Source organism: Thalassoglobus polymorphus (assembly GCF_007744255.1).
In the GTDB taxonomy this organism is placed as follows: Bacteria; Planctomycetota; Planctomycetia; order Planctomycetales; family Planctomycetaceae; genus Thalassoglobus; species Thalassoglobus polymorphus.
In genome coordinates, this window is record NZ_CP036267.1 from 1,759,707 (window position 1) to 1,783,527 (window position 23,821).

17 protein-coding genes are annotated in these 23,821 nt (G+C 50.0%); 12 read left to right on the top strand and 5 right to left on the bottom strand.

The window, feature by feature from the left end; all coding sequences use genetic code 11:
• The first annotated feature begins 42 nt into the window (after positions 1-42).
• From Mal48_RS06475 to Mal48_RS06495, 5 genes are all read left to right on the top strand, one after another.
• Complete coding sequence (locus Mal48_RS06475; RefSeq protein WP_145197243.1) at positions 43-777, top strand: hypothetical protein; 735 nt, start codon at positions 43-45, stop codon at positions 775-777.
• Positions 764-3,481 carry a hypothetical protein gene (locus Mal48_RS06480; RefSeq protein ID WP_145197245.1) on the top strand — a complete coding sequence of 906 codons (2,718 nt, stop codon included), beginning with the start codon at positions 764-766 and terminating at the stop codon, positions 3,479-3,481. The genes Mal48_RS06475 and Mal48_RS06480 overlap by 14 nt, the downstream gene beginning before the upstream one ends.
• On the top strand, positions 3,478-6,297 hold the full coding sequence (locus Mal48_RS06485) for a hypothetical protein (protein ID WP_145197247.1): 2,820 nt from the start codon (positions 3,478-3,480) through the stop codon (positions 6,295-6,297). The genes Mal48_RS06480 and Mal48_RS06485 overlap by 4 nt, the downstream gene beginning before the upstream one ends.
• A 220-nt stretch (positions 6,298-6,517) precedes the next feature.
• Positions 6,518-6,715, top strand: coding sequence for a hypothetical protein (locus Mal48_RS06490; protein WP_145197249.1), 198 nt, complete (start codon positions 6,518-6,520; stop codon positions 6,713-6,715).
• 92 nt (positions 6,716-6,807) lie between these two features.
• Positions 6,808-6,990: a hypothetical protein gene (locus Mal48_RS06495; RefSeq protein ID WP_145197251.1), complete on the top strand. Its 183-nt coding sequence runs from the start codon at positions 6,808-6,810 to the stop codon at positions 6,988-6,990.
• Between the two features lie 17 nt (positions 6,991-7,007).
• Here Mal48_RS06495 and Mal48_RS06500 read toward each other — a convergent pair whose 3' ends face one another.
• On the bottom strand, positions 7,008-7,454 hold the full coding sequence (locus Mal48_RS06500; RefSeq protein WP_145197253.1) for a ComEA family DNA-binding protein: 447 nt from the start codon (positions 7,452-7,454) through the stop codon (positions 7,008-7,010).
• Between the two features lie 243 nt (positions 7,455-7,697).
• Here Mal48_RS06500 and Mal48_RS06505 point away from each other — a divergent pair, with 243 nt between their 5' ends.
• From Mal48_RS06505 to Mal48_RS06520, 4 genes are all read left to right on the top strand, one after another.
• A complete protein-coding gene (locus Mal48_RS06505) occupies positions 7,698-8,147 on the top strand; it encodes a YkgJ family cysteine cluster protein (RefSeq protein ID WP_145197255.1) in 450 nt (149 codons plus the stop codon).
• Positions 8,148-8,254: 107 nt separating this feature from the next.
• Complete coding sequence (hisS, locus tag Mal48_RS06510) at positions 8,255-9,571, top strand: histidine--tRNA ligase (protein ID WP_145205842.1); 1,317 nt, start codon at positions 8,255-8,257, stop codon at positions 9,569-9,571.
• A gap of 112 nt (positions 9,572-9,683) precedes the next feature.
• Positions 9,684-10,121, top strand: coding sequence for a hypothetical protein (locus Mal48_RS06515; protein WP_145197257.1), 438 nt, complete (start codon positions 9,684-9,686; stop codon positions 10,119-10,121).
• A 19-nt stretch (positions 10,122-10,140) separates the two neighbouring features.
• Complete coding sequence (locus Mal48_RS06520) at positions 10,141-11,466, top strand: APC family permease (RefSeq protein WP_145197259.1); 1,326 nt, start codon at positions 10,141-10,143, stop codon at positions 11,464-11,466.
• Between the two features lie 26 nt (positions 11,467-11,492).
• Here Mal48_RS06520 and Mal48_RS06525 read toward each other — a convergent pair whose 3' ends face one another.
• A complete protein-coding gene (locus Mal48_RS06525) occupies positions 11,493-14,603 on the bottom strand; it encodes a PSD1 and planctomycete cytochrome C domain-containing protein (protein WP_145197261.1) in 3,111 nt (1,036 codons plus the stop codon).
• Between the two features lie 237 nt (positions 14,604-14,840).
• Positions 14,841-15,713: an ion transporter gene (locus tag Mal48_RS06530; RefSeq protein ID WP_145197263.1), complete on the bottom strand. Its 873-nt coding sequence runs from the start codon at positions 15,711-15,713 to the stop codon at positions 14,841-14,843.
• Between the two features lie 193 nt (positions 15,714-15,906).
• Between Mal48_RS06530 and Mal48_RS06535 the strand changes: the two genes are divergently transcribed.
• On the top strand, positions 15,907-17,172 hold the full coding sequence (locus Mal48_RS06535) for a glycosyltransferase (RefSeq protein ID WP_145197265.1): 1,266 nt from the start codon (positions 15,907-15,909) through the stop codon (positions 17,170-17,172).
• 40 nt (positions 17,173-17,212) lie between these two features.
• On the opposite strand, the gene Mal48_RS06540 is transcribed toward Mal48_RS06535, so the two are convergent.
• Entirely contained in the window at positions 17,213-18,289 is a 1,077-nt protein-coding gene (locus tag Mal48_RS06540) for a DUF1207 domain-containing protein (RefSeq protein ID WP_145197267.1), read from the bottom strand.
• 210 nt (positions 18,290-18,499) lie between these two features.
• On the opposite strand from Mal48_RS06540, the gene Mal48_RS06545 reads away from it, so the two are divergent.
• Together Mal48_RS06545 and Mal48_RS06550 are read left to right on the top strand one after the other, a co-directional pair.
• Positions 18,500-20,065 carry a sulfatase family protein gene (locus Mal48_RS06545; protein ID WP_145197269.1) on the top strand — a complete coding sequence of 522 codons (1,566 nt, stop codon included), beginning with the start codon at positions 18,500-18,502 and terminating at the stop codon, positions 20,063-20,065.
• Positions 20,066-20,398: 333 nt separating this feature from the next.
• Positions 20,399-22,795, top strand: coding sequence for an alpha/beta hydrolase (locus Mal48_RS06550; RefSeq protein ID WP_145197271.1), 2,397 nt, complete (start codon positions 20,399-20,401; stop codon positions 22,793-22,795).
• A gap of 132 nt (positions 22,796-22,927) precedes the next feature.
• Here Mal48_RS06550 and Mal48_RS06555 read toward each other — a convergent pair whose 3' ends face one another.
• Positions 22,928-23,620 carry a TIGR04282 family arsenosugar biosynthesis glycosyltransferase gene (locus Mal48_RS06555; protein ID WP_145197273.1) on the bottom strand — a complete coding sequence of 231 codons (693 nt, stop codon included), beginning with the start codon at positions 23,618-23,620 and terminating at the stop codon, positions 22,928-22,930.
• Positions 23,621-23,821 lie beyond the last annotated feature (201 nt).

A 23,821-nucleotide genomic window follows, 5' to 3' on the forward strand; every position in this document is an offset into this window, starting at 1 on the left:
GTTTGATGAGGAATATCGATTCATTTCAATCGACGAGAAGCTATGAAATCATTGTGGGCTGCCCGAATCTCGAAAAACTGCGAAACGGCCCTCGGACGGTTACGTCTCATTCCGGGCATTGAAGTTTTAGAATCCGAGTCAAGCTGGTGGTTGCGCGGTTCCACACTCACTGATGAATTGCAACTCAAATTACGCACGCTGCCAGATGGTGAGTTGTTTCGAGTTCTAGAAGACGGACAGCTTATCCCGATCGATCTGCGAGTCCCGCATGGAGTACTGCCGGATGGGGATTGGAGACCGATCCGAGAGGTGATCTCTCCTTCTTTACCTGTCACTCTCTTTGCCGGGAAGGTTGCTGAGCAAGCTCAATTGAAACTTCTGAGTTCTTATGATGAGCAGGCTGCGAATGTTTTACTGGTCCCATTTCAGGCGTTGTATCAATGGGGACAGACTGCTCCGTTGATTCGCTTAACGCCTTTACGGTTTGCGACACGACTGGATGGAACCACCATTGTGTGTGGGACTCCACTCCCGTCGATTCGCGGTCAGTTTTTCGTCGAGCGTGACGGAATTGCGATTGTCGCCGGTCGGGCTTGCTCCCCTGCCCTTTCAACGACCATGCTCGCTGGAAGATGGGGATTGGAGGCAGGGGACCTCTGCTTGTGGGACGACGAAGGGCAACAACTGATCCCATCCGGCCAGTTCATTGCCTGCGGACGTTCTGCGTTGCAGTCGACGTGTGACGCTTTGAGGAGAGGTGTTGATGTCTCAGAGTGAATTGGCCCGGCACTACCTGACGCCATCAAATTCGTCATTCTGGGTATGGTCGAAGTCAGGGAAAGAAATTGAATGGATCGACGGTTCCACAATCGCCTTTCGTGAAGAGGTGCTCGCCTGTTTGAGGCGGTTGCAAGCCGATGGCTTCGCCCCCTTCGACATGATCGTCTTGATGCTGGCAGTCTTGCGCAGCTCGTGGGGACCTGATGCAACACAGCTGAAGTTTTTGACGAATGCGATGGGAGCGGGGTCGAAAATGAGATCGGCCCAATGGTCTGAAACGTTAACGGCACTGGAACGAATTTCAAACTTGTCACCCGATTTGAAATCGTCAACGGAAGCGAAATCAGAACTGATCGCCATGGTTCTGGAGAAGCACAAGCTTCGCGCGACTCCGGAACTCTCGGGAGCTGTGATTGACGAGGTCGTGCAGGGATTCCCTTATGAACTGAATCACAACTATGAATTCATCAAGTCGACAGGTGACTGGATTCGCGAGTTGCGTGGTCTGTGTGATGGGATGGTGTGGGTCACCGAGGAGACGCTTCGCTTTCGGCTTGAGACAAGTCTGGCTCAAGCCCCCCTGCCCGTTCCAGAAATTGAAGAACTTGAAACGCTTCCGAAATTCAGCTTCAAAACGTTTTTAGAGCAACTGGAAAATGATGACGAACTAGCTGGTCTGGCGAAACTCACGCGTCAGTTGATGGCAGTGGTGCATCTTCCGAAGCAGGTTCAGGATGAAGACGATTTACCGCTTGGCGGGGTCTCGGATATCTCGAATCGTGGGCCGCTTGATCGGTTGCTCGTCAGCGAACTTGCCAACGATGACGACATTTTAATGACGCGTGTCGCATTGAAGGAAGCGTTGTTTTTAAGGCGGGAAGCAGCCGTTTCCAATCCTCCGCAGCGCCGAATGATTTTTCTTGATGTCGGCTTGAGAATGTGGGGGCTGCCGCGTCTCTTTTCAACGAGTGTCGCACTCTCGCTGGCCGCCATCACCAAGAATGATTGTCAGATGCTTCGCGCGCGAGGAGCGGAAGTGGCATCTGTTGATTTCACAACGCGTGATGGCTTGATGGAACATCTCGCCGCTCTCGAGTCAGAAGTCCATCCGGGGGACTCGCTCCCCTTGTTTCGTCGGGAAGTTGACTCATCACAAGACGAAGTCATTTACGTTCTCGGAGAAGATGTCTTCGCTGACGAAGAATTTCGCCGCATGTTACGGGAGAACCATCCCGAGTCTTATTACGTCGCAACGGTCAATCGCCGTGGTCGGTTTCAGTTGTTTTCGTACAGCCCGCGCGGAGAAAGGCTTGTCCGTGAAGCATTGCTGGACTTAGATATTCTCTTCCCGAAAGAGTCGAAACAAGTTGAGCAGTCGCTGATCGATGAACGCCTGGCTCACGATTTGCCAGCGTTGATGCGGCTCAAAAAAAATCCTCTCAGGTTGTCACACAACGTTGATCCAAAGCGGATTGTTGAGATCACTTCTACTGCAACAGGCGAACAAACAGGAGTGTTGGCGATTACTCACGATCGCCGTCTCATGTGGTGGGATGCGAAAAAACGGGGAGCCAGACAACTCTTGGCAGAGGTTCCGCCGGGAGGATTCTTATGCGTCAAGATTGACTCTGAAGTTGTTTACGCCGTGAGTGGGCACAAAGACAATCACAACCGCTGCCTGATCTGGTTTGAGACCACTACTTTAGAATGCCAGAGACTTCCTCTTGATTGTCCACGAAACGGATTACTTGATGTTGCGATTCATGCTGGCATGGTGATGCTGATTTTTCCCGACGTCGTCCATTTCTTTCACGGAACCGATGGGGCAAAACGTAAGACCTTTCCGGTTCATGATATGACCTGGATTAGCTCACGTTTTTTTCTTGTACGCAATAGCTTTATCGGCGCCCTCAGTTACGACGGGATCTCTCCACGTATTGAGAATTTATTTGATATCGAAGACAAAAGAATGCCGCAGAAAATCTTTGATTCAGAAGCTGCGAATGGGCCGGTGTTTCTTTTTGACGATGGAGACTATTTCATTCCTCCGGACAAGTTTGAAAAGGGACGACAATCTTTGACGTATCCTCCTACGGTCAGCGAGGTCTCACTCGATGGCAGTCAGTTTGTGCTAAGTGATCCAGCAGATCCTTATCAGTGTCAAGTCGTTTCAATTGCTGGCAATCACGTCGACACTGTTCGTGCGGTTCCTGGTCAGTATTTTGTGCGATACGCGCTACATTCGTTGCGACAGCTTTCACTTCGTGTGAAACTCTTGAACGTCGGAGTCAGCAGCGGGGAGCTCATCTTCCGGAATGCCAAAGGGTTCCCTTACAGGATCGGACTCAGTTCCAAAAATGAGCGAATGGAGCTTCAACCCGCAAAGGAACTCCTTCCGATGCTCAATCAGAATTTTGAACCGTTCAAAGGAAGTTTTGAGGGGCGGTTTCAGCTCAAGCAGGCGACATGGAATGACGGGAGCCTCGCCATCCTTGATTCTCGGGGAATGTTGCACCTGCGAAGTAGTGACAACTCCATCCCGGAGCTTTCACTCGTGCTGTATGACTCAAACGTCTCTGGTTGGTGTGCGGATGGAACCTGTTTTGGTGATGAATACTTTCACATCGACGGATGTGAAAAAGTCCCTGCAGAAACGATCTACGAGAATGTCCTCAAACCGTTTGTCTGGACGTTACGATGAGCTCATTTGAACTTCAACTTCGATATTGTGAGACAGCCCAACGTCCTGTGAGTGCTGTGATTCTCGAAGGTTCCAATCCGTCGAATTGGCTGAAGGAAATCTGTGCTTGGGAACTCTCGTTGAACGATGTCGATCTCTTTCCGCTTCCGGAGTCACGAACGGATCTGGAGACGCGGGATGTTCTGGTCTCCCTTCCCAAGGATGCCGACGTTCATCGAATTCCCAGCTTGGCTGCGAGCTATGGGTGGTTCGGGACACGATTACTCATTCCATGTGATGCGACGTTATTTCCACTGGTGACCGAGCGAGAAGTCGATGAACTTCTTTCGGTCTCAGAACGAATTTGCGTTTGGCATCCGCAGCGGGGACTCATTGGTTTTGAGGCAGACGACATCCTCACGCTGGCCGATCTTGTGGCCTCTTCGCAGCTTGCCCGGACCGATTGGTCAGCTGCGAAATCCGGAACTGGAATCAATTCTCGGTTACATAGCATCGAAGCGGTTTGGCCTGAGAGTACAGACGAAATTATCAAGCAGGCTGGTCAGGGAATTGGTTCGAAAGGAAAAGATCTCTCGAAGCTGAACCCCAAAGGGATTGTCGGAAAAGCACTTGGGGCAGCTGGCATGATGGGGGGGCTCGCACTCACACCGGCAGCGTTGGCAGCGAAGATGATCCAATCAGTCGCACCCAAATCGAGGCCACGATCAGGAGCGGCTCAAACGCCGGGCCAGTTGGAGCGTTGGGCGAGCGATATCTTGCGACACAGTGCCAAACTGTTCGATAAGCGTCTACGCGAAATCGACAAGTTGATGAAAATGCTTAAGGAGTCTCCAGACGAGGGGCTTAAATACGCGATCCCGACCGGAGGGAAAGGGACCGGTGTGGCGGGAATTGCTGGGGCTTCTTTGATGAGCCGGCTCGTTGATTTCAACTTGATGAACATTCTCGGAAGTGGTGGCGGGCCGACCGATTACTGGGCTATGCCCTACGAGGTCCAGCAGGAACTCTTTCATCGATATCGTGAATTGGCTGAGCGTGAAGTTCATTTGGGGCGATATCGCAGAGCCGCATACATCTACGCTGAACTGCTCGGCGACTTTAATGGTGCGGCGTCGGTGTTGGTTGCTGGCAAGCACTATCGCGAAGCAGCGGTTATCTATCGAGACAAACTTTACCGCCCTAAAGAAGCTGCCGAATGTCTGGAGCATGGAGGACTTTTGACTGATGCGATCAAGATTTATCGTGATCTGTCGATGTTCGAAAAAGTCGGAGACCTCTATCGCAAGTTGCATGACGAAGAGTTGGCAGTGGCAGCCTATCGTCGAGCCGCTCAGTCCGCATCCGAATCAGGGAATCATTTAGAGGCCGCCAGAGTTCTGGATGAGAAAATAGAGAGTCCAGATGAGGCACTCGGTGAGCTTAAAGTGGGATGGAAAAGTTCATCGCGAGTCAAAGAGTGTCTGGAGAAGACGTTCGAGATTCAGGATCGGCTTGGTCGACACGCCGAGACAAGTTCGTTGATCGGGGAACTGCGTGATCAACATTATTCTCAAGGGCGAGCTGTTGCGATCGTGAGAGCATTCGGAGCAGTCGTTCGCAATTCTCCTGATGCAAAATTACAGGCTAAAGCAGCCGATGCCTCGCGGGTACTCGTTTCACGTACGATCAATTCAGAACCGCAATCAGCTCGACAGCTACTCGGTCTGCTGGAAAAATTAACTCCTGAAGACCGACTCCTGAAACGGGACACGGCACGATACTTGAAACAGAATCGTCCTCAATACTTACGACGTGGTCCGCGTAAATCTCGTAGAAAAGTATGGACAGCAACTGAAACAAGTTCGCAAAAGATCAATGCTCCTGTTCGGGAGTGGGAAAAGTTCGCACAGTCGGGACAAACTCTGATAGCACTCGGTGAAGGGTATCAGTTTGAACCAGTGATCGTCGTCGGGACGCTGATTTCAAATGGATCGTTATTTGAGTATACGGTCAACGGATGGGGGGATGAGGTCTCCTATCGTACAGATACTCTGGATCGAGTGGGCCGGGGAGATGACGAACATTTTTCCCAAATCGCAGTGATGCCACAACAAAATGCTATCCACGTCATCCATGCTGACTATGAGTTGGGATCAACAGAGCTCTACGTCCCGGGAAGAACTGAAAAGATGACCGCCGGGACGCCAGCCTGGTTGACTGATGAAACGGTCAATATCGCGGGAAGCTCAGGGGTGCTTTGGGCGGTCGAAGTCCCGTCGCTGGCACTCAAAGGATTTAATAGTAATGGTCTTCCAGTCACGAATCATCAACTTGAACCTCCGCATGACTGGAGTTTCGATCCGGAAATTGGGATTCCGATGCTGGCAAAGGAAAACAGTGTTTATGTCGCCTTGGGATCATCGCTATTGCAATTGACGCAAAGCGGACGAACTCGAACGATCGAATTTGACCAACCGATACTGCGGCTCGTCGGAAGTCTCTCCCAGACACTTTCGCGAGTCGGAGTTCTCTTTGAAAATGGAGGAGCTGTCTGCTGGCCCAGTTCCATTAACGAGCCACATGTTGAACAGCTCCCGATGAATCTGTCTCAGCCAGATGGTGTTTTTCTGCGAAACGGAAAGCTGATCATCTTTGCCAGTGGGGAGTGGCATGTGTACTCGATGAAATCGCGTGAATTGGAGTTCCTGGGATGCATCTACGGCATCACTCACAAGCCTGCCCAGATTCTGCGTCATCCTGATGCAGACAAAATTATTGTCTGCACAATCGCGGGCGAACTCGTGCAATATACGCTCACGGAAGCCTCTCGGCATTGATCATTTCTTCGCACGGTCACCATTCAAAACTTTCTTGAAAATTGTTTCGATCTGGCTGAAAGGTCTGTCGCATTCTTCCGTAGAAATGGTGGAAGAGCTCGCTGGCGAGTCAAAAACCACACGAGACAACAAGCAGCAGGTTTCACTCAGGACGAATTGAGAGACAAGGAGGTCTCCCTGCTGCTTAATCTCATTTTGATAGAAAAAGAGAGTGAAGAGAATGGTCCGTGAAGTGCAGATGAGTTGGGACAGCGATTGCCCGAGGCCGAATGAATTGGCACGATCAAACTGGGATCTGGATGACTTTGCGCATCTCGAATCGGATGGATTAGATGCTTTCGCCAAAGAAAATCGTAAAAAGGCGAGGAAGCGTAAAACCGGCAAGAGCACCAGAAGCGAGAGCTCCGGGAACGACTAAGAATACGAATGAAAAATACGCCTTCTTTTCTCGGCGGAACGCGCACGTCATTTCCAAAACGTTTTCGAACTCAAACTCGTTGTTGAATCATTATGGCATCACCAAAAATTAAAAAGCAGATTTCAATTTTCCTCCCAATTTCGGATTGGCGAATCCTGCGACAAGAGGCAGCCCGTCTGGGCGTTCCGATCACGGAACTTTGTCGTCGTTGGATTTGCCCGGAAATTGCAGAACTTCACCATCGTCTTCCTCATCGCGACGAAAGTCCCACTTGAGATAAGACCGGCAGCGGTCACTCTTCGCATGACGCGCAGGTCAGATTCGGCAACATTTTCTTGATTCTCGCGGGGCCGATCCCGTTGACTCGCTGCACATCTGTGAGGGACGAAAAAGGGCCGTTCGTTTCTCTGTCTAGAATGATCTTCCTGGCAGTGGTCTCGCCGACTCCATCAAGCTGCATCCATTCAACCCATGTTGCGGTATTGATGTCGAGCTGAAACGTGAAGCCTTCCGGTTGCAGGTGCCGAATCTCAACGGTCTCAAAACCTGAATAAGGCCGACTCAAAAAGATGATCGCAGCGAGGAGACCGCAAAACAGAGTGACGGTGACCAGAAAAACTCGATCTGACTGTCGTAGCCCAAGTGACGGTTCCTCGACTTCATCCCGAATCAAAATCGGTTGAACTGATTCCGTTTCATCCTGAAGATGCGGTTCGTCTGGGGCTGTCTTGGTGGGCATGGTGGTCGTGAGGGGCTGACTCGAGACTGACTCAAGGTGGGAAGTTGCTTTGATGTGTATCGACTCTGGGTTGAAAGTTCAATGCCCATTGATGTGTCGGAAAAGTTCTGGTGACATCGGTTGAATTCTCTTGAAAGTCAAAGCGATGGGCTCCCGAATAGAGTGCAAGGGCGGTATGATTCAACTGCATGAGCGACCTTCCAGAGCTCAACGACTTTCAGAACTATTAAGTGAGTTGCCACGATGGCGAAGAAAGCCAAAAAACGTCGCGAAGATTTGAAACCGGGTGAAGTGCTATGCTCGTACTGCACAGCCAAATGTTGCCGGTATTTCGCATTCCCGATTGATAAGCCGAAAAAACAGGCAGACTTCGATCACCTGCGATGGTATCTGCTGCATGGTCGAGTCGCGATCTTTGTGGAAGACGGGACATGGTTTTTGATGGTCTATTCTGACTGCAAACATTTGCAAGACGATCATCGATGTGGAATTTATGAAACTCGTCCGCAAATTTGTCGCGACTACACGACCGACAATTGTGAATACGAAGATGACGGTATCTACGACATGCTTTTCGAGACGCCCGAACAGATTTGGGAATATGCTCAGGCAGTGCTCCCGATGAAAAGTGGGCGAACATTCTCCTCTGAACCGGTCTCTGCCCGTGAAGTGGCATTGCCGCTTCTTGGTTGAGGCAACTCGCCGACTCCACCTGCTCGTTCTTCGGCCATAGCATTGGCCACAGTATTTTCATCTCAACTTTTTCATCTCAAACATTAGAAGTTCCCGTGTCGAATCAATTGATTAAGCCACAAACTCTCAAAGGTTTCCGCGACTCTCTTCCTGAACTGATGATGGCTCGCGAGCATTTGATGGAAATTGCCCGCAAAGTGTATCGGAGTTATGGGTACAGCCCCATCGATACTCCAGCACTTGAATACAGTGAAATTTTGCTCGGCAAGGGAAGCGACGAAACGGACAAGCAACTCTTTCGATTTCAGGATCAGGGAGATCGTGATGTTGCCATGCGGTTTGATTTGACGGTTCCGTTTGCACGATTCGCTGCTCAGCACATTGGAAAACTGGGGACACCATTTAAGCGTTATCACATCGGGTCTGTCTGGCGTGCAGAGAAACCGCAAAAAGGCCGATACCGTGAATTCATCCAATGTGACTTTGACACCATCGGCACCGATGCCAACGCGTCGGACATCGAAACGTTGTTGGTCATTCACGATTTGATGGAAGCGATCGGATTTAACAAGTTCGCAATTCGTATCAATCACCGGCAACTTCTCAACGGGTTGCTGGAAAAACTGGGAGTCCTTGAACACTCCGTCGGAATTTTGCGTGCACTTGATAAGCTCTTGAAAATTGGCCGAGAGAAGGTCATCGCTGAGATGGTCGATGCCGTTGGAATTACGCCTGAGCAAGCTGCCGGTGTTCTCGATTTCGCCCAGTTAGAAGGCTCGTCTGAAGAGATTCTCGCGCAAGTTGAAGAATTGCTCGACGGCAATGAACCTGGATTACTTGGTGTCTCGAAGCTGCGAGAGTTGTTCGAGAGTTGCCGAACTGCTGGAATTGCCGACGAGAGAATCGTTCTCGATGTCTCCATCGCCCGTGGGCTCGACTACTACACAGGGACAATCTATGAGACGTTCCTGACTGACTTGCCCGGAATTGGAAGTGTTTGTTCCGGTGGACGATATGATAATCTGGCTGGTCTCTTTACGAAAGAAAAACTCCCCGGAGTCGGAGCAAGTTTAGGTTTAGACCGGCTTCTTGCAGCGATGGAAGAATTGGGATTGATCGATACAGCGACCACTCCTGCTCAAGTTTTCATCGCAATGTTCGACCAGGAACGGTTGGGAGATTATTTGAAGGTTGGTCGAGAACTCCGAGCGGCAGGGATCGCGAACGAGGTCTATCCACAGGCAAGGAAAGTCCAAAAACAGTTCCAGTATGCGAACCGCAAAGGATTTCGGGCAGTGGTCATCGCTGGTTCCGACGAGTTCGAGAAAGGAGTCTGGACGGTGAAGGACTTAGAAAAAGGTGAACAAGCCGAAGTTCCTGCAGCGGAGCTTCATTCCTACCTTCACCGACTCTTGAGCAATTAGAGCATCTTTCGAATTGGTGTTCAGGTTCTGCCTCGTGACGAACAGCAATCTTATTGATGAAACTTGATATTCACGGGCAGACGGTAGAGCAAACTGCTCTAAGGGGGACAACATGAGTGAGCTTGGTGTACATCGAATTCGCCTCAAAGGTCCGTGGGATGTCTCTGCGCCGAATTCAGAGAATGATGATTTTGAACGGCATCATCTTCCCAGCGATTGGAGAAAACTCTTTGGCAATTTGTCGGGGAGAGCGACGTTTCGAAGGAGTTTTCATCGACCTTCAAACCTTGACGTTAAAGATCGTGTGCTGATCCACATCCCGCAGGGGACGGGTGATCTCACTGATTTTTCAGTGAATTCAAAACCACTTGAACCCATTTCACTGGACCCTTTGAAATTCGATGTGACTTCTGAGCTGATCGACTTCAATCAACTCCAGTTCTCGCTGAGCTTTGATCCAGAGCTGTTTCCAGAAGTTCCAGGCGGACTTTGGGAGACGGTTTTTGTCGAAATTGTTGACGGGAATATTCCAAAGCCCTCGACCTTCTGAGCTGGCGCTCTCTGAAATTATGAACTCCTCAAACGTCACTGAAAAACTATCCACCGAGCAGCAAATCTCCGGGCAACCAAAATTAAAACGCCAGATCGGCGTTTTCAATGCGACGCTTCTCGGATTGGGATCAATCTTGGGAACGGGTGTGTTTGTGAGCATCGGAATCTCAGCTGGCGTTGCAGGGCCAGCTGTCGTTTTGGCAATTCCGCTGGCTGCTCTCGTTGCACTCTTTAATGGGATGAGCAGTGCTCAACTGGCAGCCAATCATCCCGTCAGTGGGGGGACCTATGAATACGGCTACAAATGGTTGACCCCTGCTCTCGGTTTTACCGCTGGGTGGATGTTCCTGGTGGCAAAATCAGCTTCTGCGGCCACGGCTGCACTGGGGTTTGCATCCTATTCAAAAAGTTTATTTCCCGGACTCAGTAGTGTCCCAACAGTTCCGTTGGCAATTGGAACTGTGGCAGCCCTCACCGGGTTAGTGTTGCTGGGAATTCGTCGCACATCATTGGTCAATACCTTGATCGTTTCGGTGACCGTTGGAAGCCTGCTCTGGTTGATTCTCTTTGGTCTGCCTCATGTTGAGAGGAAAAACTTCGCGAGCGTGGGAGTCGACGGAGGACTGTTTTCTGTGGGGTTTGTCGAATCGATCGCGCTCATGTTTGTTGCCTACACGGGCTATGGCCGGATTGCAACGTTGGGTGAAGAGATTCATGATCCGCGTCGGAATATTCCAGTTTCGATCCTGACGACATTGGCAGTGACAGTTCTTCTCTATGTCGGTATCGCTTTCGTTGCGGTCGGAGTTCTCGGAAGCCGGGAACTTGCCGAGGCGACCAGTTCAAGTGGGACCCCTCTTGTGCAAGTTGCAAAATCGATTCAACTTTCCGGGGGAGCGATGGTTCTTCAGGTTGGAGCAATCACTGCCATGTTAGGAGTTTTGCTCAACCTGATTCTCGGTCTTTCGCGCGTCGTGCTGGCAATGGGACGCCGTGGGGATCTCTTTCAAATTACAACAAAGATTGATAAATCCGGAGAGACGCCCTATGTGGCGATTGTGGCAGTCGGGATATTCGTAGGTTTGATCTGCTTGCTTGGCGACTTGAAACTTGTCTGGTCTTTCAGCGCTTTTACAGTCTTGATTTACTATTCGATTACGAATTTGTGTGCATTACGACTTTCGAAAGAGGAGCGGCTGTATTCAGGCCTGATCTCGATCGCCGGGCTTTGCTCTTGTCTGTTTCTTGCCTTTTGGGTCGAGCCAATTGTCTGGCAGTTTGGCATCGTGATCTTGCTTGCAGGCTTGTTTTGGCATGCAATCGCCAGAAAATTTCATCGTTAAGACAAATTTCAGTAGAGCAATCTGCTTTATTCTCGGGTAATGAATTCATCCAGATTCAGGACCATTCGAGAGACTGTAATCCATGCAGCCTTCTGTTGGGCTTCTGATTTTTCTTCCACGTTGGCTAAGGCGACGGCTTCTTCAGAGGACTTTTCGTAATATGCCTTTGAGTCGCTTAACAGACCGTTGAGTACGGTGAGTTCCTCGCCTGTTGGAGGTCTCGTGACTGTGACGCGGAAGAGTTTTGACAATCGTTCTTGATCCGTCGACAAGCTGGAATCGTTGAGAATCTTCCCTGCCATCGCACGAGCTGCATCCATAAAGACATTGTTGTTGAGAGTTTGCAATGCTTGTAGCGGAGTGTTCGAGGCGTTCCTTTCGACACTGGTTGTGTTGGAATCTGGGCAATCAAAAGTAATCAAATTTGGGTGCGCGGCTGTCCGCTTGAAGAAGGTGTAGATCCCTCGGCGGTAGATGTCGTCTTTGGGGGCCACGCCGTGTGGTCGGTCTGGACGGCTATTCCAATCGCTATTTCCCCATTTGAAATTGTTTGCATAACTCACGGCAGCAATGTCTGGAGGGAGAGGAGGAAAAACGCTTGGCCCGCCAATTCGAGGTTCGAGTAAGCCGGAGGCGCTCAAGTACAAATCACGGATGATCTCTGCTTCGACACGAAAACGATTCTGCCGATACAGCAACTTGTTCGTAGGATCGATGTCTGCGAGTTCAGGACGGTGAACCGACGAACGTTGGTATGTCTCAGAGAGAACGATCGTTTTGATGAGCTGTTTGCGACTCCATCCAGACTCAATGAACTGAATTGACAACCAGTCGAGAAGTTCAGGATGCGTCGGCGGTTCGCCACGAACTCCAAAATCATTGGCTGTTTGAACAAGTCCGCGCCCAAACAGATGTGACCAAACCTGGTTCACAAAGACACGCGGAGGAAGCGGGTTTTCTCCGGAAATTAACCATTTGGCAAACTCGAGCCGTGTCGGATTTGCCTCGGCGGCAACTTGCAGTTCGGGGAGGATTTCCAAAGTGTCTGGAACAACCGGCCCCAGAGGTTGTAAGAAGTCTCCACGTTTCAAAATATGCGTTTCTCGGGGATCTTTCGCGCGAGTTTGCACGACCCGTACGACCATTTCGGGATTGAATGGTGCTTTCTTTTGGTGAGCAGCGACCCGTCCGTTCAATTTTTTGAACTCGGGATCGAGGGAAACGAAGTAACTCAATAGTTCGTTTTGTTGTTTCTTGTTTCGTTTTGCCGGTTCAATTGGAAGGATCTTTTTGATGTTCTCTGGAAGCGCTACTAACTCAGCCCCAGAAGCAGCTAAAAATGAAATTCGGAACTTTCCGAGTGTGTGTAAGCTCGATGAATACTGCTGCGAGAGTCGGATCAGCAATTTGCTTTTTGAGAGTTCATCTGCGGAGATCGGTTTCTCAAACGTGAACGTCGCAGTGTGTGGCTTCCCGGTTTGAGGGGAGATCGCCCAGCCCTTTGTCGTTTCTTCTCCGTCAATCGCCTGAGCGACTTCAAATCCCTTTTGGCTGAAGTCGGCAGAAGCTGCCTTGAATTTTCGTCGAAGTGCCTCACCGTTTGCAGCAATGATGTCTGCGGTGATTTCGCTTAAAACAAAGTTCCCGCCACTTGATCGTCCAGGTCCGTTCTTCGGAAATGAGTCGTCGGTGAGCGCTTCGAGTCGGATTCCAGAAATCTCAAATGGATCGGATGTTGGACTCGAATAGGTCAGTTCATACGTGTCTTGAGTCTCCTGATCTCGGACAGCGATGACTGTTCCGTCTGCCTGTTTTTGAAGAGTTCCTGTCTTGGAATCGACTCCCTCGTTATTTAATGTGACTGTCTTCTGCTCCAGACCTTCGGCTTCGTACTTTCTTTGTAACTCAGCCATCCATTCATTAAAACCTGGTTTTAACTCGTTCTGACGCTTCTCAACGGGAGCCTGTAACTTTTTGAGTTGCGCGTCGTAGGCTGCCTTTTTGGTTTGATACTCTTTCAGAGCTTGTTCAGAACTCGCAAGTTTCGTTGTTGTTTCGTCACCGTTGTTGAAGAAGGCGAAGAGTTGATAATACTCTCGCTGTGAGATTTGATCGTACTTGTGAGAGTGACAACGGGCGCATCCGACCGTGAGTCCGAGCCAGACCGCTCCGATCGTTTCAACTCGATCAAAGACGGCTGCAACACGAAACTCTTCCTGATCGGTCCCACCTTCAGTGTTCGTTAATGTCTGACGATGAAAGGCTGTCGCGAGGAGTTGCTCTGGCGAAGCGTTTTCAATTTGGTCACCAGCGATTTGCTCAACCGTGAACTGGTCAAAGGGCATGTCGGTGTTGATGGCGTTGATCACCCAGTCGCGATACTTCCAGGCATTGTATCGGGGGCGATCTTTTTCATATCCGTCGGAGTCCGCATAGCGTGCCTTGTCGAGCCAATGCCGTCCCCATCGTTCGCCGAAATGATTCGAGGCGAGTAGTCGATCGACAAGCTTCTCGTAGGAGTCTTCACGTTGATCGTTCACGAAGGCCTCAACATCTTCAACCGAGGGTGGCAGGCCGAGAAGGTCGTAATACAGCCTTTTAATGAGCGTGTAGCGATCTGCGATTGGGTTGGGGGTGATCTTCTTGGACTTCAACCCGGCAAGAATAAACTGATCCAGCGGCTGATAATCTGACAGCGTTGCGTCGGCAGGCAAGGGGCCGGAGAGCGGTTGATAGGCCCAGTGTTTCGACTTCTCTTTTTTGGGATCGATCCCATCCGGCCAGTGAGCTCCTTCATCGATCCAGGTCTCAATTTTTGTGATTTCTTCCGGTGTCAGATTTTCACCGTCAGGGGGCATGACGCGGTCTGCATCTTCTCCCGAAACCAATTTGATCAACAAGCTTTCGGAAGATTTATTCGGCTTGATGATTTGTCCGGAATCCCCTCCTGCTAACGCATCCGCTTTTTGATCAAGTCGCAGGCCGGCTTCCTGTGTGTCATTCCCATGGCATTCGTAGCATCGCTTTTTGAAGATCGGCTGAATCTCCTTAACGAAGTCAATCTCTGCATGTGCAGGATGAGAATACGGACCACATAGAGTGATGCACAGCATCGAAAGAAAAATGAGCTGTTTCATGGTGATTGCTGTTGAAAGAATGAGTGCCTGCTGGAAGATTTGGTGGGATGCCCTCGTGGTTAAAACGTGAGGACACAATCTCTCTGAGGCTTATGTTTTACCATGTCACGGGATGCAACAACAATGTCCAATGCGAAATCCGCCAAGACACTGAACATTCGGGGGAAGTTCAGTGCAAGTTTTTTTAATGACTTTTGTGCCCGTGATTGTCATTTTCATGACTTCGCATGGAGTGGATCAGGTTGCGCCCAGAGATTCATTGCTTTCCAATGGTTTCCCGCACTTTCGGCAATACTCGGCATCCCGCAGGTGTCCTTCTGCCATGCAGTACGGACACGTTTGATTTGAAGTTTTCGCAGCTTTTTTCAGGTCAACAAACTCAGCTGAAACGAATCCTGTCGGGACGATAATCAAGCTGTAACCGACCAGAATTAAAAGTGCGGAGACGAATTTGCCCGGCGTGGTTTGAGGAACGATGTCACCATAGCCGACGGTTGTCATCGTCACGATTGCCCAATAGATCGATTGAGGAATCGAAGTGAACTGAGTTTCAATGGGTAAGCCAGTGTCAGCGGGGCTGGCGATGCGTTCGATTTCGTACATCGCAGTCCCGGATATCGTCACAGTGATCAGTACGACCGTGAGGAACACGATGATTTTCGATCGCGCACTCCAGACCGCACGTGCCAGTTCTTCGGATTCACTGGTCAGATGAATCAGCTTCATAATACGGAAGACTCGCAGCAGTCTGAATGATCTGACCACGGCAAATGATCGTGACCCCGAGATGGGGGTGAAATACGTCGGCAGGACTGAGATTAAATCGACGATACCATAAAAGCTGAACGCATAATTTAACGGTCGTCGAACAGAGAGAAGTCGCAACACATACTCGATTGTGAATAGAATGGTGAATCCCCATTCTATTGCGTTGAGCAGGTCCTGCTGCTGTTGAGTCAGCCCCTCCACGGTTTCAATTGAGACGGCACCCACGCTCAGTAGAATGGCGACGAGCAGACAAATATCAAACCATTGGCCAGCGCGAGTATCGGCTTCAAAAATGATGACATAAAGACGTTCCCGCCAAGCTGCTCGTTGTTTCTGTTGCATTTGCGAATTCTATGGAAGAACACTATGAGCTGACAACAGGAAGCAGGAAGTTCAAAAAACAATTCGCAAGAGTCTCTGAGTCAGCCCACGTTGGCTCCGAAAGAGAGATTGTGAAAGTCACGTCCTTGACTTTGAAGGCTGCTCGCCACGAGGAAACAGGTAAAGACCAATCTCGGATTTGCTCTAGAATTGGATGGCAATGGAACATTTCATCTTTACTCGATTCAGCTTGCGTATGAAAAAAGCGGTCGACCGGAGTACGGACGAAACCTGGCTCCGAGAACGAATCGACATCCTGAATCATTTTTTGCTTCCAAGTTTACGAGGCCAAACCTGTCGCAACTTTCGTTGGATTTTGATGGTGTCTCCTTCCACCCCCGAATGGGTTCGGGAATGCAGCAAAGACTGGGCTCCTGCCGAGGTGGTCGAGTTTGAAAGCCATGAGGGGATTTCGGCGTTTCTTGAACGAGAAGCAAACGCAGACCGGGTTCTCTGTTCGCGGATCGATTCTGATGATGCCGTGGCTGAAACCTATGTTGAAGAACTCCAGAAGTCAGCGACGAAAGATCAAGAATGGTTAGTTTTTCCCAACGGAATCGTTTGGGGGAATGGTCGCTGCTGCGAGTTACAAGGCCAGCCACAAAATCCTTTTCCGACACTCGTTGACATACGCCCGTTTGTTGGCCCGTACTGTGTGCAACATAATGCGTTGCAAGATTTTGCCCCAATTCGAAGAGTTTCAAATCGCCCTGCTTGGCTCATTCATGTCCATGAGAATAACATCTTGAATAGTCCCTACTTGCTGGACCGAGGCCCAGAAGTCTCCACTTCGGAAGTCGCAGCCCGCTTTCACATCGATAGAAAACCAGAGAAACGTATGAAGCGAGTTGAACTCATTAACACCCTGATCGAACGTAATAGTTTTCGAAACTACCTCGAAATTGGCTGTGCCAAAAACAAAACGTTCAATCAAGTACAAGCCGCCAACAAGGTCGGTGTTGACCCGATCTCTGGGGGAACCGTTCGGAAAACTTCCGATGAGTTCTTTGCTCAGTCAAAAGAAACGTTCGACGTCATTTTCATCGACGGCTTGCACCACTGGGAACAGGTTCTTAGAGACGTTGAAAACGGGCTTGCAGCCCTGTCCCCAAAAGGTGTGATGATTCTGCATGATTGTTTGCCAAGCAAAGAAGTTCATCAGCTCAGGGAGCCCTCCCCGCAATCGCGAGCCTGGACCGGTGACGTCTGGAAAGCGGTAGTCGAACTCAGGGGCTGGCCTCACATCGATGTCGCAGTCTTGAACTCAGACTGGGGGCTCGGAGTCATCCTCAACCGTCCCAACACTGCCCCCTTCACACTCGACAAAAAAATCGAAGACTTGGACTGGAACTGGTTTCAGTTAAATTCTCAAACTGCCCTGCGCGTTGTGGATCAACTCGATTCTTTCTGCCCGTTATAAATCGACTGGGCACATTGATTGTTTCAGTTCGAAGTGCAAGTTAATAATCGTACCAGAGCCCCCAGCCGACTTGGGTTTCGTGTGTCTGGTAGAAGGCGAATTGAGAGCTTCCGCCGTCGTAGAAGTAGACTCCGGATCGCAAGATTCCAGCAGCCAGAGCTTCGCCTCTCCAGGCCCAGCCAGCCTGGATTGCAACGTTGCCACCGAAGTTGAGTTCTTCTTTGAGGTGGACATTGGCCGCCAAGAAGGGGGCTCCGTAAATTCGAGTCACTTTGGCGGGGCCGTAGTCGAAACCGAATTGAAATTCCAACGGTTCGGAGACGTCGACATTAAATCCGTAGCCGACTTCACCATACAGCCGCAACTCTGGCGTTGGATTGTAGGAATAACCAAAGTTGAAGACATCGCGAACATAGTTCTGCCGTGTCAAAATTTGATTCGTCACAAGATACTCGTCACCGGCATGAGCACTCACATGGTAGTACCCCATCTTGAAGGAGTGTGGCCCATTGCGATAGGTGAGCGGTAAATCGAATCGGTAATCGGTTGCTTGCATGTCGAGACCGACGTCAGGGTCTTGTCGTAAGTTCACACCACCGAGAAGGTCGAACTGCCAACCCTCTAAACGGTTTCTTGCACCAAAGCGAACAAAACCAATACGGCCGCCGATTTCCGAATCGATCAGCGATCCGTGGGCCTGCTCTTCAATCACTTTGACAGCCATTCTCGGCTCGGCGGAACTTGCCCAGTATGTGCCATACAAAACACCCTGAGGCAAAAATGTCCATCGCCAGTCGCTTCGATCCTGATGACAGTAGAGCGGGTAGAACGGGCTGTCGTTCGACAGTGGCTGCGCGTCATGATAGTTGTTTTCGAGACTACCACTGAGGTGAGTGTTGAGACTATCGTTGTTGCTGAACTCTTCGTAGAAGAAGGGTTGGGAAGAGGCTCCAAATTCTGGATCGAAGTTAGAAACCGGCGGCAATGCCAGTGGCGGGAAGCAATGGTCTTCTTGAGCGACGCCCAAGCGTACCGGTACTAAAACGCCCAGAAAAATCATGAGCGCAAAACAGGGGATCAGCAGAGCCTGCCTTCGATTTGAAAAGAATTTTTGCATCAGTCAGCCGTCAATCACTATTGAGCGTCCGCATAATTTACTTGCCGATCTCCTGGTAAGGCGAGAGCAAACTCGCTGCAAGCTTTTGTTGACATTGCAATCGGTGAATCCTGCCGATTTGAAGGGAGAGTCGCATCGCCGATCAGCAATTCGTTATGCTCACACGGGGAAATTTATACAACACAATCTTCTTAATCAGGAATTCCACGCATGACGCTGCGCCTGCTAATGCTGTTGCAAATTCTCGCTTTTTCGCCCTTGCATGCAAACGAAAGACCGAACATCCTTTTCTGCATTGCGGATGATGCTTCGTATTCTCACTTTGGTGCATACGGGAGCACCTGGGTGAAAACACCGGGGTTTGACCGTGTCGCTCGTGAAGGAATTCTGTTCAATAATTGCTATACCCCCAATGCCAAATGTGCACCATCACGGGCGTGCATACTGACAGGTCGCAACACATGGCAACTGGAAGAAGCCTGTAATCACTTGCCGTTCTTTCCGGCGAAGTTTAAGTCGTACGTTGAAGCTCTCAACGAGCATGGTTACCACACCGGAAAAACGATGAAAGGTTGGGCCCCAGGAGTTGCAGTCAATGAAGATGGTTCACGCAGACATCTTGCAGGAACTCCCTACAACAAGCGTAAAGCCAAGCCGCCCACAAATGCGATTTCCAATAATGACTACGCTGGGAACTTTGAAGATTTCCTGGCAGCGAATCGAGATGGCAAGCCGTTTTGTTTCTGGTATGGCTGTGTCGAACCGCATCGACGTTATGAGTACGGCAGCGGCGTTGCGAAAGCTGGCAAGAAACTGACCGATATCGATTCTGTTCCGGGATTCTGGCCCGATAACGAAACCGTCCGCAACGACATGCTCGACTACGCGTATGAAGTCGAACACTTCGACACGCATCTTGTTCGCATGCTGAAAATTCTTGAAGATCGTGGAGAACTTGAGAACACACTCGTCGTTGTGACATCGGACAACGGAATGCCATTTCCACGAATTAAAGGTCAGGAGTACGAACTCTCGAACCACTTACCGCTGGCGATCATGTGGCCAAAGGGGATCAAGTCGGCCGGTCGGGAAATTGATGACTACGTCAGCTTCATCGATTACGCCCCTACGTTTCTCGAAGTCGCTGGGGTTTCGCAAGAAGACTCAAAAATGGCAGCCATCACCGGTCGCAGCCTTGTCGAGTATTTCAACACCGAAAAAGAAGGCATCGTCTTCAAAGAACGTGATCACGTGCTGATCGGCAAAGAGCGACACGACGTCGGCAGGCCACATGACTGGGGGTACCCGATTCGCGGCATCGTGAAAGATGGTCACCTCTATTTGCACAACTTTGAAACTTCACGCTGGCCCGTCGGGAATCCAGAAACTGGTTATCTGAACACAGATGGCAGCCCGACCAAAACCGACATTTTGAACCAGCGACGCTCTGGTGAGGAGTCGTACTTCTGGGGTTTGTGCTTTGGGAAAAGACCACAAGAGGAACTCTTCAACATTAAAGAAGATCCCGAATGCCTGAACAATCTTGCGACAGCATCGTCACATGAAGAACTTAAAGCTCAGCTCAAAAAACAACTCTTTGCTGAATTGAAGGATCAAGGTGACCCACGTTTGAATGGCAACCCTGAAGTCTTCGACAACTACAAAGTTTCATCAGAACCAAATGCGAATTTTTACGAACGCTTTATGCGCGGCGAAAAACTGAATGCTGGCTGGGTGAATGAAAGTGATTTTGAGAAAGAAGCAATTCAGGACTAGAACGAGTCCGAAAACCTCTGTAACAGCCGCTTTCCTCAACGTTTGAGAGAGTAATTTTAAGTTTCAGGATCAGTTTTAATAAATTGGCGCGTTCACGTCTCCATCCGATGTACAGTCATTGCGATCAAAGCGAAGGTCGTCTCCCATCAATCTGGGCAGAAAGACTCTGGGATGTTTATATTGATGCACAGCAACATTTGAAAAATGCTATTCAGTATGTGGAACAGAACTCCCTCAAAGAGGGCAAGAAGTTCCAAGACTGGTCATTTGTTACAAAAACCAAGTGATGCCAGAGACTTGAAGTGTCTGGCAAAACAGTAAGTAGGATTTCTTATGACTCGCTCAATCATCGCAAATCTGTTCGTGGTGCTGTTGTGTGCTCAAGTCACGTCCGCACAACAGAGCATCACCCCCACCAGCGATGCTCTCCCTGGCACAAAGAAACTCGAACTGACCAAACCGCTGCATGAAGTGATGGTCCACGGCATCAGTCAGTTCGCAGAGCAAGAGCTACAAACTGCACGGGAAAAACGAACCGCACCGTGGTTAAACGCTGAAGATTCTGATACCGCGAAAGAAGCTGCGCGAGGGCGATTGCGGGAGATGATCGGGGCGGTTGATCCTCTGATTAGCAATCCCGGTCTCTGGGTTACTGGTGACAATACGAATAATGACTTGTCTGGAGATGTTCCGAATTCTGTGATCAGTACGCTGATGCTATGGCAGGTAGCTGAGGGAATTAGTATGGAAGCCCGAGTATTCACTTCGGAAGTTCCCGACGTGAACGGAATGCCTTCTTTTCCCCCAAAAGGAAAATTTGTCGTGCTTCTGCAAGACCCTGGTGAATCAATTCAGGCGAATTCAAAAGTTGCAGAGAGAATTGCAAGGTCTGGTGTTGATGTTGTTTGTCCCGTTCTGGTCAATCGAGGAACAGAGTTCTCCATGCATCCAGATATTCGTCGTACGAATATGACTCATCGTGAGTACATTTATCGTTTAGGCTTCAACCTTGGAAGACATGTCATTGGCTACGAAGTCGAACGTACTCTTGCCTTAATTGAAATGCTTAAGTCACCAAAAGGTGAGAAGGAAGATTCTCCGCCAATCGTTCTCGTCGGTATCGGTGAAGGGGCTGTCATCGCTCAGTACGTTGCTGCTCTTGCTCCAGATAAGTTCGACGCTGTTGTTCTTCACGGTTACTTCGGTCCACGAGAGAACGTTTGGCAAGAACCGATTTACCGAAATGTCTGGAAGCAGTTAACCGAGTTCGGCGATGCCGAGATCGCCAGCCTGATCGCTCCAACTCCGCTGATCATTGAAGCTGGGAAGGCGCCTGAAATTGCTGGACCACCTGAACCGAAACCGGGACAAGCGAAGATCGCTGCCCCAGGAGCCATTAAGTCACCTCAACTCTCTGCGGTGAAAGAAGAGTTCGAGCGGGCGAAGAAGTATTGCACTGCAGCAGGGCATGCAAAGAAACTGCATCTCATCGAGAAACCAAGTCAGGTTTGTGGACGCGAAACGATTGCGATTCTGAACAAAACTCTCGGACTGGAGCTTAAGAATCCTGATCAAAAGTCACTGAAAGAATTCAAGGATCAGGAAGTCGATGAAGAGTTATATCAGGCTCAGCAAAAACGCCTCGTTCGTGAACTCGTCCGCCACACTCAAAGGCTTCTCGCGAGCAGCGATAAAGTTCGAGCGAAACTTTGGAAGGGTGTCGATCGCAGTAGTGTCGAAGCTTGGGAAAAGCAGTCGCCGAAGTATCGGGAGATGGTTTTCGATTCGTTCATTGGCAAGCTGGATCATGACCCATCTGACCCAAATCCTCGGTCACGAAAAGTGATTGATGAACCGACTCATGTCGGCTATGAAGTCGTGCTTGATCTCTATGCTTCCAAAGACTGGTCGGAGGAGAATCCCGGTGTGATCGCTGGCGGAATTTTGCTGCTTCCGAAAGAACTCAAAAAAGGTGAGAAGCGTCCGGTTGTTGTCTGTCAACATGGGCTGGAAGGTATCCCGATGGACACAATCACGCTCGACGAGTCACTACGAGCCTTCCGCGCCTATAAAGGCTTCGCGACGCAACTCGTCAAACGGGGCTTCATTGTCTACGCTCCACAGAATCCGTACAAAGGCTTTGATGATTTTCGTGTATTACAGCGAAAGAGTAATCCGCTCGGTCGCTCGCTCTTCAGCTACATTATCCCGCAGCATCAGCAAACATTGAACTGGCTCGCCTCGCTGGATTATGTCGATGCTGAACGGATTGCTTTTTACGGGTTGAGCTACGGCGGGAAAACGGCGGTTCGAGTACCGCCCTTGTTACCTGGCGAAGCAATGAATGGTGATGTCGGCTATTGCCTCTCCATTTGCTCTGCGGACTTCAACGAATGGATTCGCAAGAACGCATCTGCTGAAGATCGGTATTCGTACATCTACACTCCTGAGTACGAAATCTTCGAATGGAACATGGGGCACATTGCCAACTATGCCGAGTTATCGTGGTTGATGGCTCCGCGTCCGTTCATGGTTGAACGTGGTCACGATGATGGTGTCGCGCCCGATGAATGGGTTGGCTGGGAGTTCGCAAAGGTTAGTCGACATTACACAAAACTCGGCATTAAAGACCAAGCAGAAATCGAATGGTTTGACGGCCCGCACTCAATCAACGGTGATGGGACGTTCAAATTCTTGCATCGACACTTGAACTGGCCGGAAGCAAATTAGAACTGATCCTGAGACTTGAGATTGCTCTCTCTCTGGCGTTGAGGAAAGCGGTTGTTCCAAAGGTTTCGGACTGGTTCTAATGCAAGTAAAGCAAGAAAATTTTGCCGGACAGTTCAAGTGTCCGGCAAAGCTTTAAGTCTCTGTCGCGAGAGCGTTGAGAATTTCTTCGACGAGTTTTCGCGTTCTTCGTGGAATCTCATCCGTTGTTCCTGCACACTCAAGTGCGTTCAAATGCCCGCGTAGAAACATTAAATCGTCGAGACTGTCGATGTCGTACCAAGGGGGAAGTAAGCCGAGAGAGGCCCCACTCCCCTGCACTTTTTGGACAGTTTGGTCCAGCACATCGACTCCACTCCAGTCGATGTCATCAAAGACTTCGGGCACGGGAGTTCGTTGCCCGACCAGGTAGTATCCTCCATCGACCGCCGGACCTATGACCACATCATGCTGTTTCAGCAACTCGAAAGCCTGTTCGATGTAGCTTTGCGGGAGCGTCGGGCTGTCTGATCCGATCACGACGACCGGACCGTTTGCCTTCAAAGCTTCGGCGAAAAACTGCTTGAGACGTTCCCCCAACTCCAGCTTGGGCTGTTCCCAAAGCTCGTCGTTGTCCTCTGAGAGTTCCGTGAAGAATTCCCTTGAATTCGAGGCCGGAGACGAGAAACAAAGCACACGTTTCACATCTTCGATGTGACAACGTTCGAGAAGATCCTTCTGGAAAGCTGTGTACAACTCTGCTGAGCGGTCGTTGCCGATCTTGGCTCCCAGGCGAGTTTTGACTTTGCCCGGAATCGGTTGTTTCACAAAAATTCCCAACGTCGGCATGAGTTGAGTTCCTCAGTTGACTTGCACGTGTGCGACTGGTCAAGCCAGACAATGACTCGATCTGTTCTCTTCTGAGGAAGGTTCAAGCCTCTCTGTTTGAATGTCAACAATTGAGTCATCAAGATTTATGAGATTAAGAGTATTCTTCCGAAAGCGGATTCGGTAACGTTCGGATTTTCACCTGCAAATGATCACTTGGAG

Coding starts and splice junctions, on each gene's coding strand:
- Mal48_RS06480 (WP_145197245.1), top strand. CDS start 764: ATGTCTCAGAGTGAATTGGCCCGGCACTACCTGACGCCATCAAATTCG.
- Mal48_RS06505 (WP_145197255.1), top strand. CDS start 7,698: ATGGCGAAGAAAGCCAAAAAACGTCGCGAAGATTTGAAACCGGGTGAA.
- Mal48_RS06555 (WP_145197273.1), bottom strand. CDS start 23,620: ATGCCGACGTTGGGAATTTTTGTGAAACAACCGATTCCGGGCAAAGTC.
- Mal48_RS06520 (WP_145197259.1), top strand. CDS start 10,141: ATGAACTCCTCAAACGTCACTGAAAAACTATCCACCGAGCAGCAAATC.
- Mal48_RS06535 (WP_145197265.1), top strand. CDS start 15,907: ATGGCAATGGAACATTTCATCTTTACTCGATTCAGCTTGCGTATGAAA.
- Mal48_RS06515 (WP_145197257.1), top strand. CDS start 9,684: ATGAGTGAGCTTGGTGTACATCGAATTCGCCTCAAAGGTCCGTGGGAT.
- Mal48_RS06550 (WP_145197271.1), top strand. CDS start 20,399: ATGACTCGCTCAATCATCGCAAATCTGTTCGTGGTGCTGTTGTGTGCT.
- Mal48_RS06500 (WP_145197253.1), bottom strand. CDS start 7,454: ATGCCCACCAAGACAGCCCCAGACGAACCGCATCTTCAGGATGAAACG.
- Mal48_RS06540 (WP_145197267.1), bottom strand. CDS start 18,289: ATGCAAAAATTCTTTTCAAATCGAAGGCAGGCTCTGCTGATCCCCTGT.
- Mal48_RS06475 (WP_145197243.1), top strand. CDS start 43: ATGAAATCATTGTGGGCTGCCCGAATCTCGAAAAACTGCGAAACGGCC.
- Mal48_RS06530 (WP_145197263.1), bottom strand. CDS start 15,713: ATGCAACAGAAACAACGAGCAGCTTGGCGGGAACGTCTTTATGTCATC.
- Mal48_RS06485 (WP_145197247.1), top strand. CDS start 3,478: ATGAGCTCATTTGAACTTCAACTTCGATATTGTGAGACAGCCCAACGT.
- Mal48_RS06495 (WP_145197251.1), top strand. CDS start 6,808: ATGGCATCACCAAAAATTAAAAAGCAGATTTCAATTTTCCTCCCAATT.
- Mal48_RS06490 (WP_145197249.1), top strand. CDS start 6,518: ATGGTCCGTGAAGTGCAGATGAGTTGGGACAGCGATTGCCCGAGGCCG.
- Mal48_RS06525 (WP_145197261.1), bottom strand. CDS start 14,603: ATGAAACAGCTCATTTTTCTTTCGATGCTGTGCATCACTCTATGTGGT.
- Mal48_RS06545 (WP_145197269.1), top strand. CDS start 18,500: ATGACGCTGCGCCTGCTAATGCTGTTGCAAATTCTCGCTTTTTCGCCC.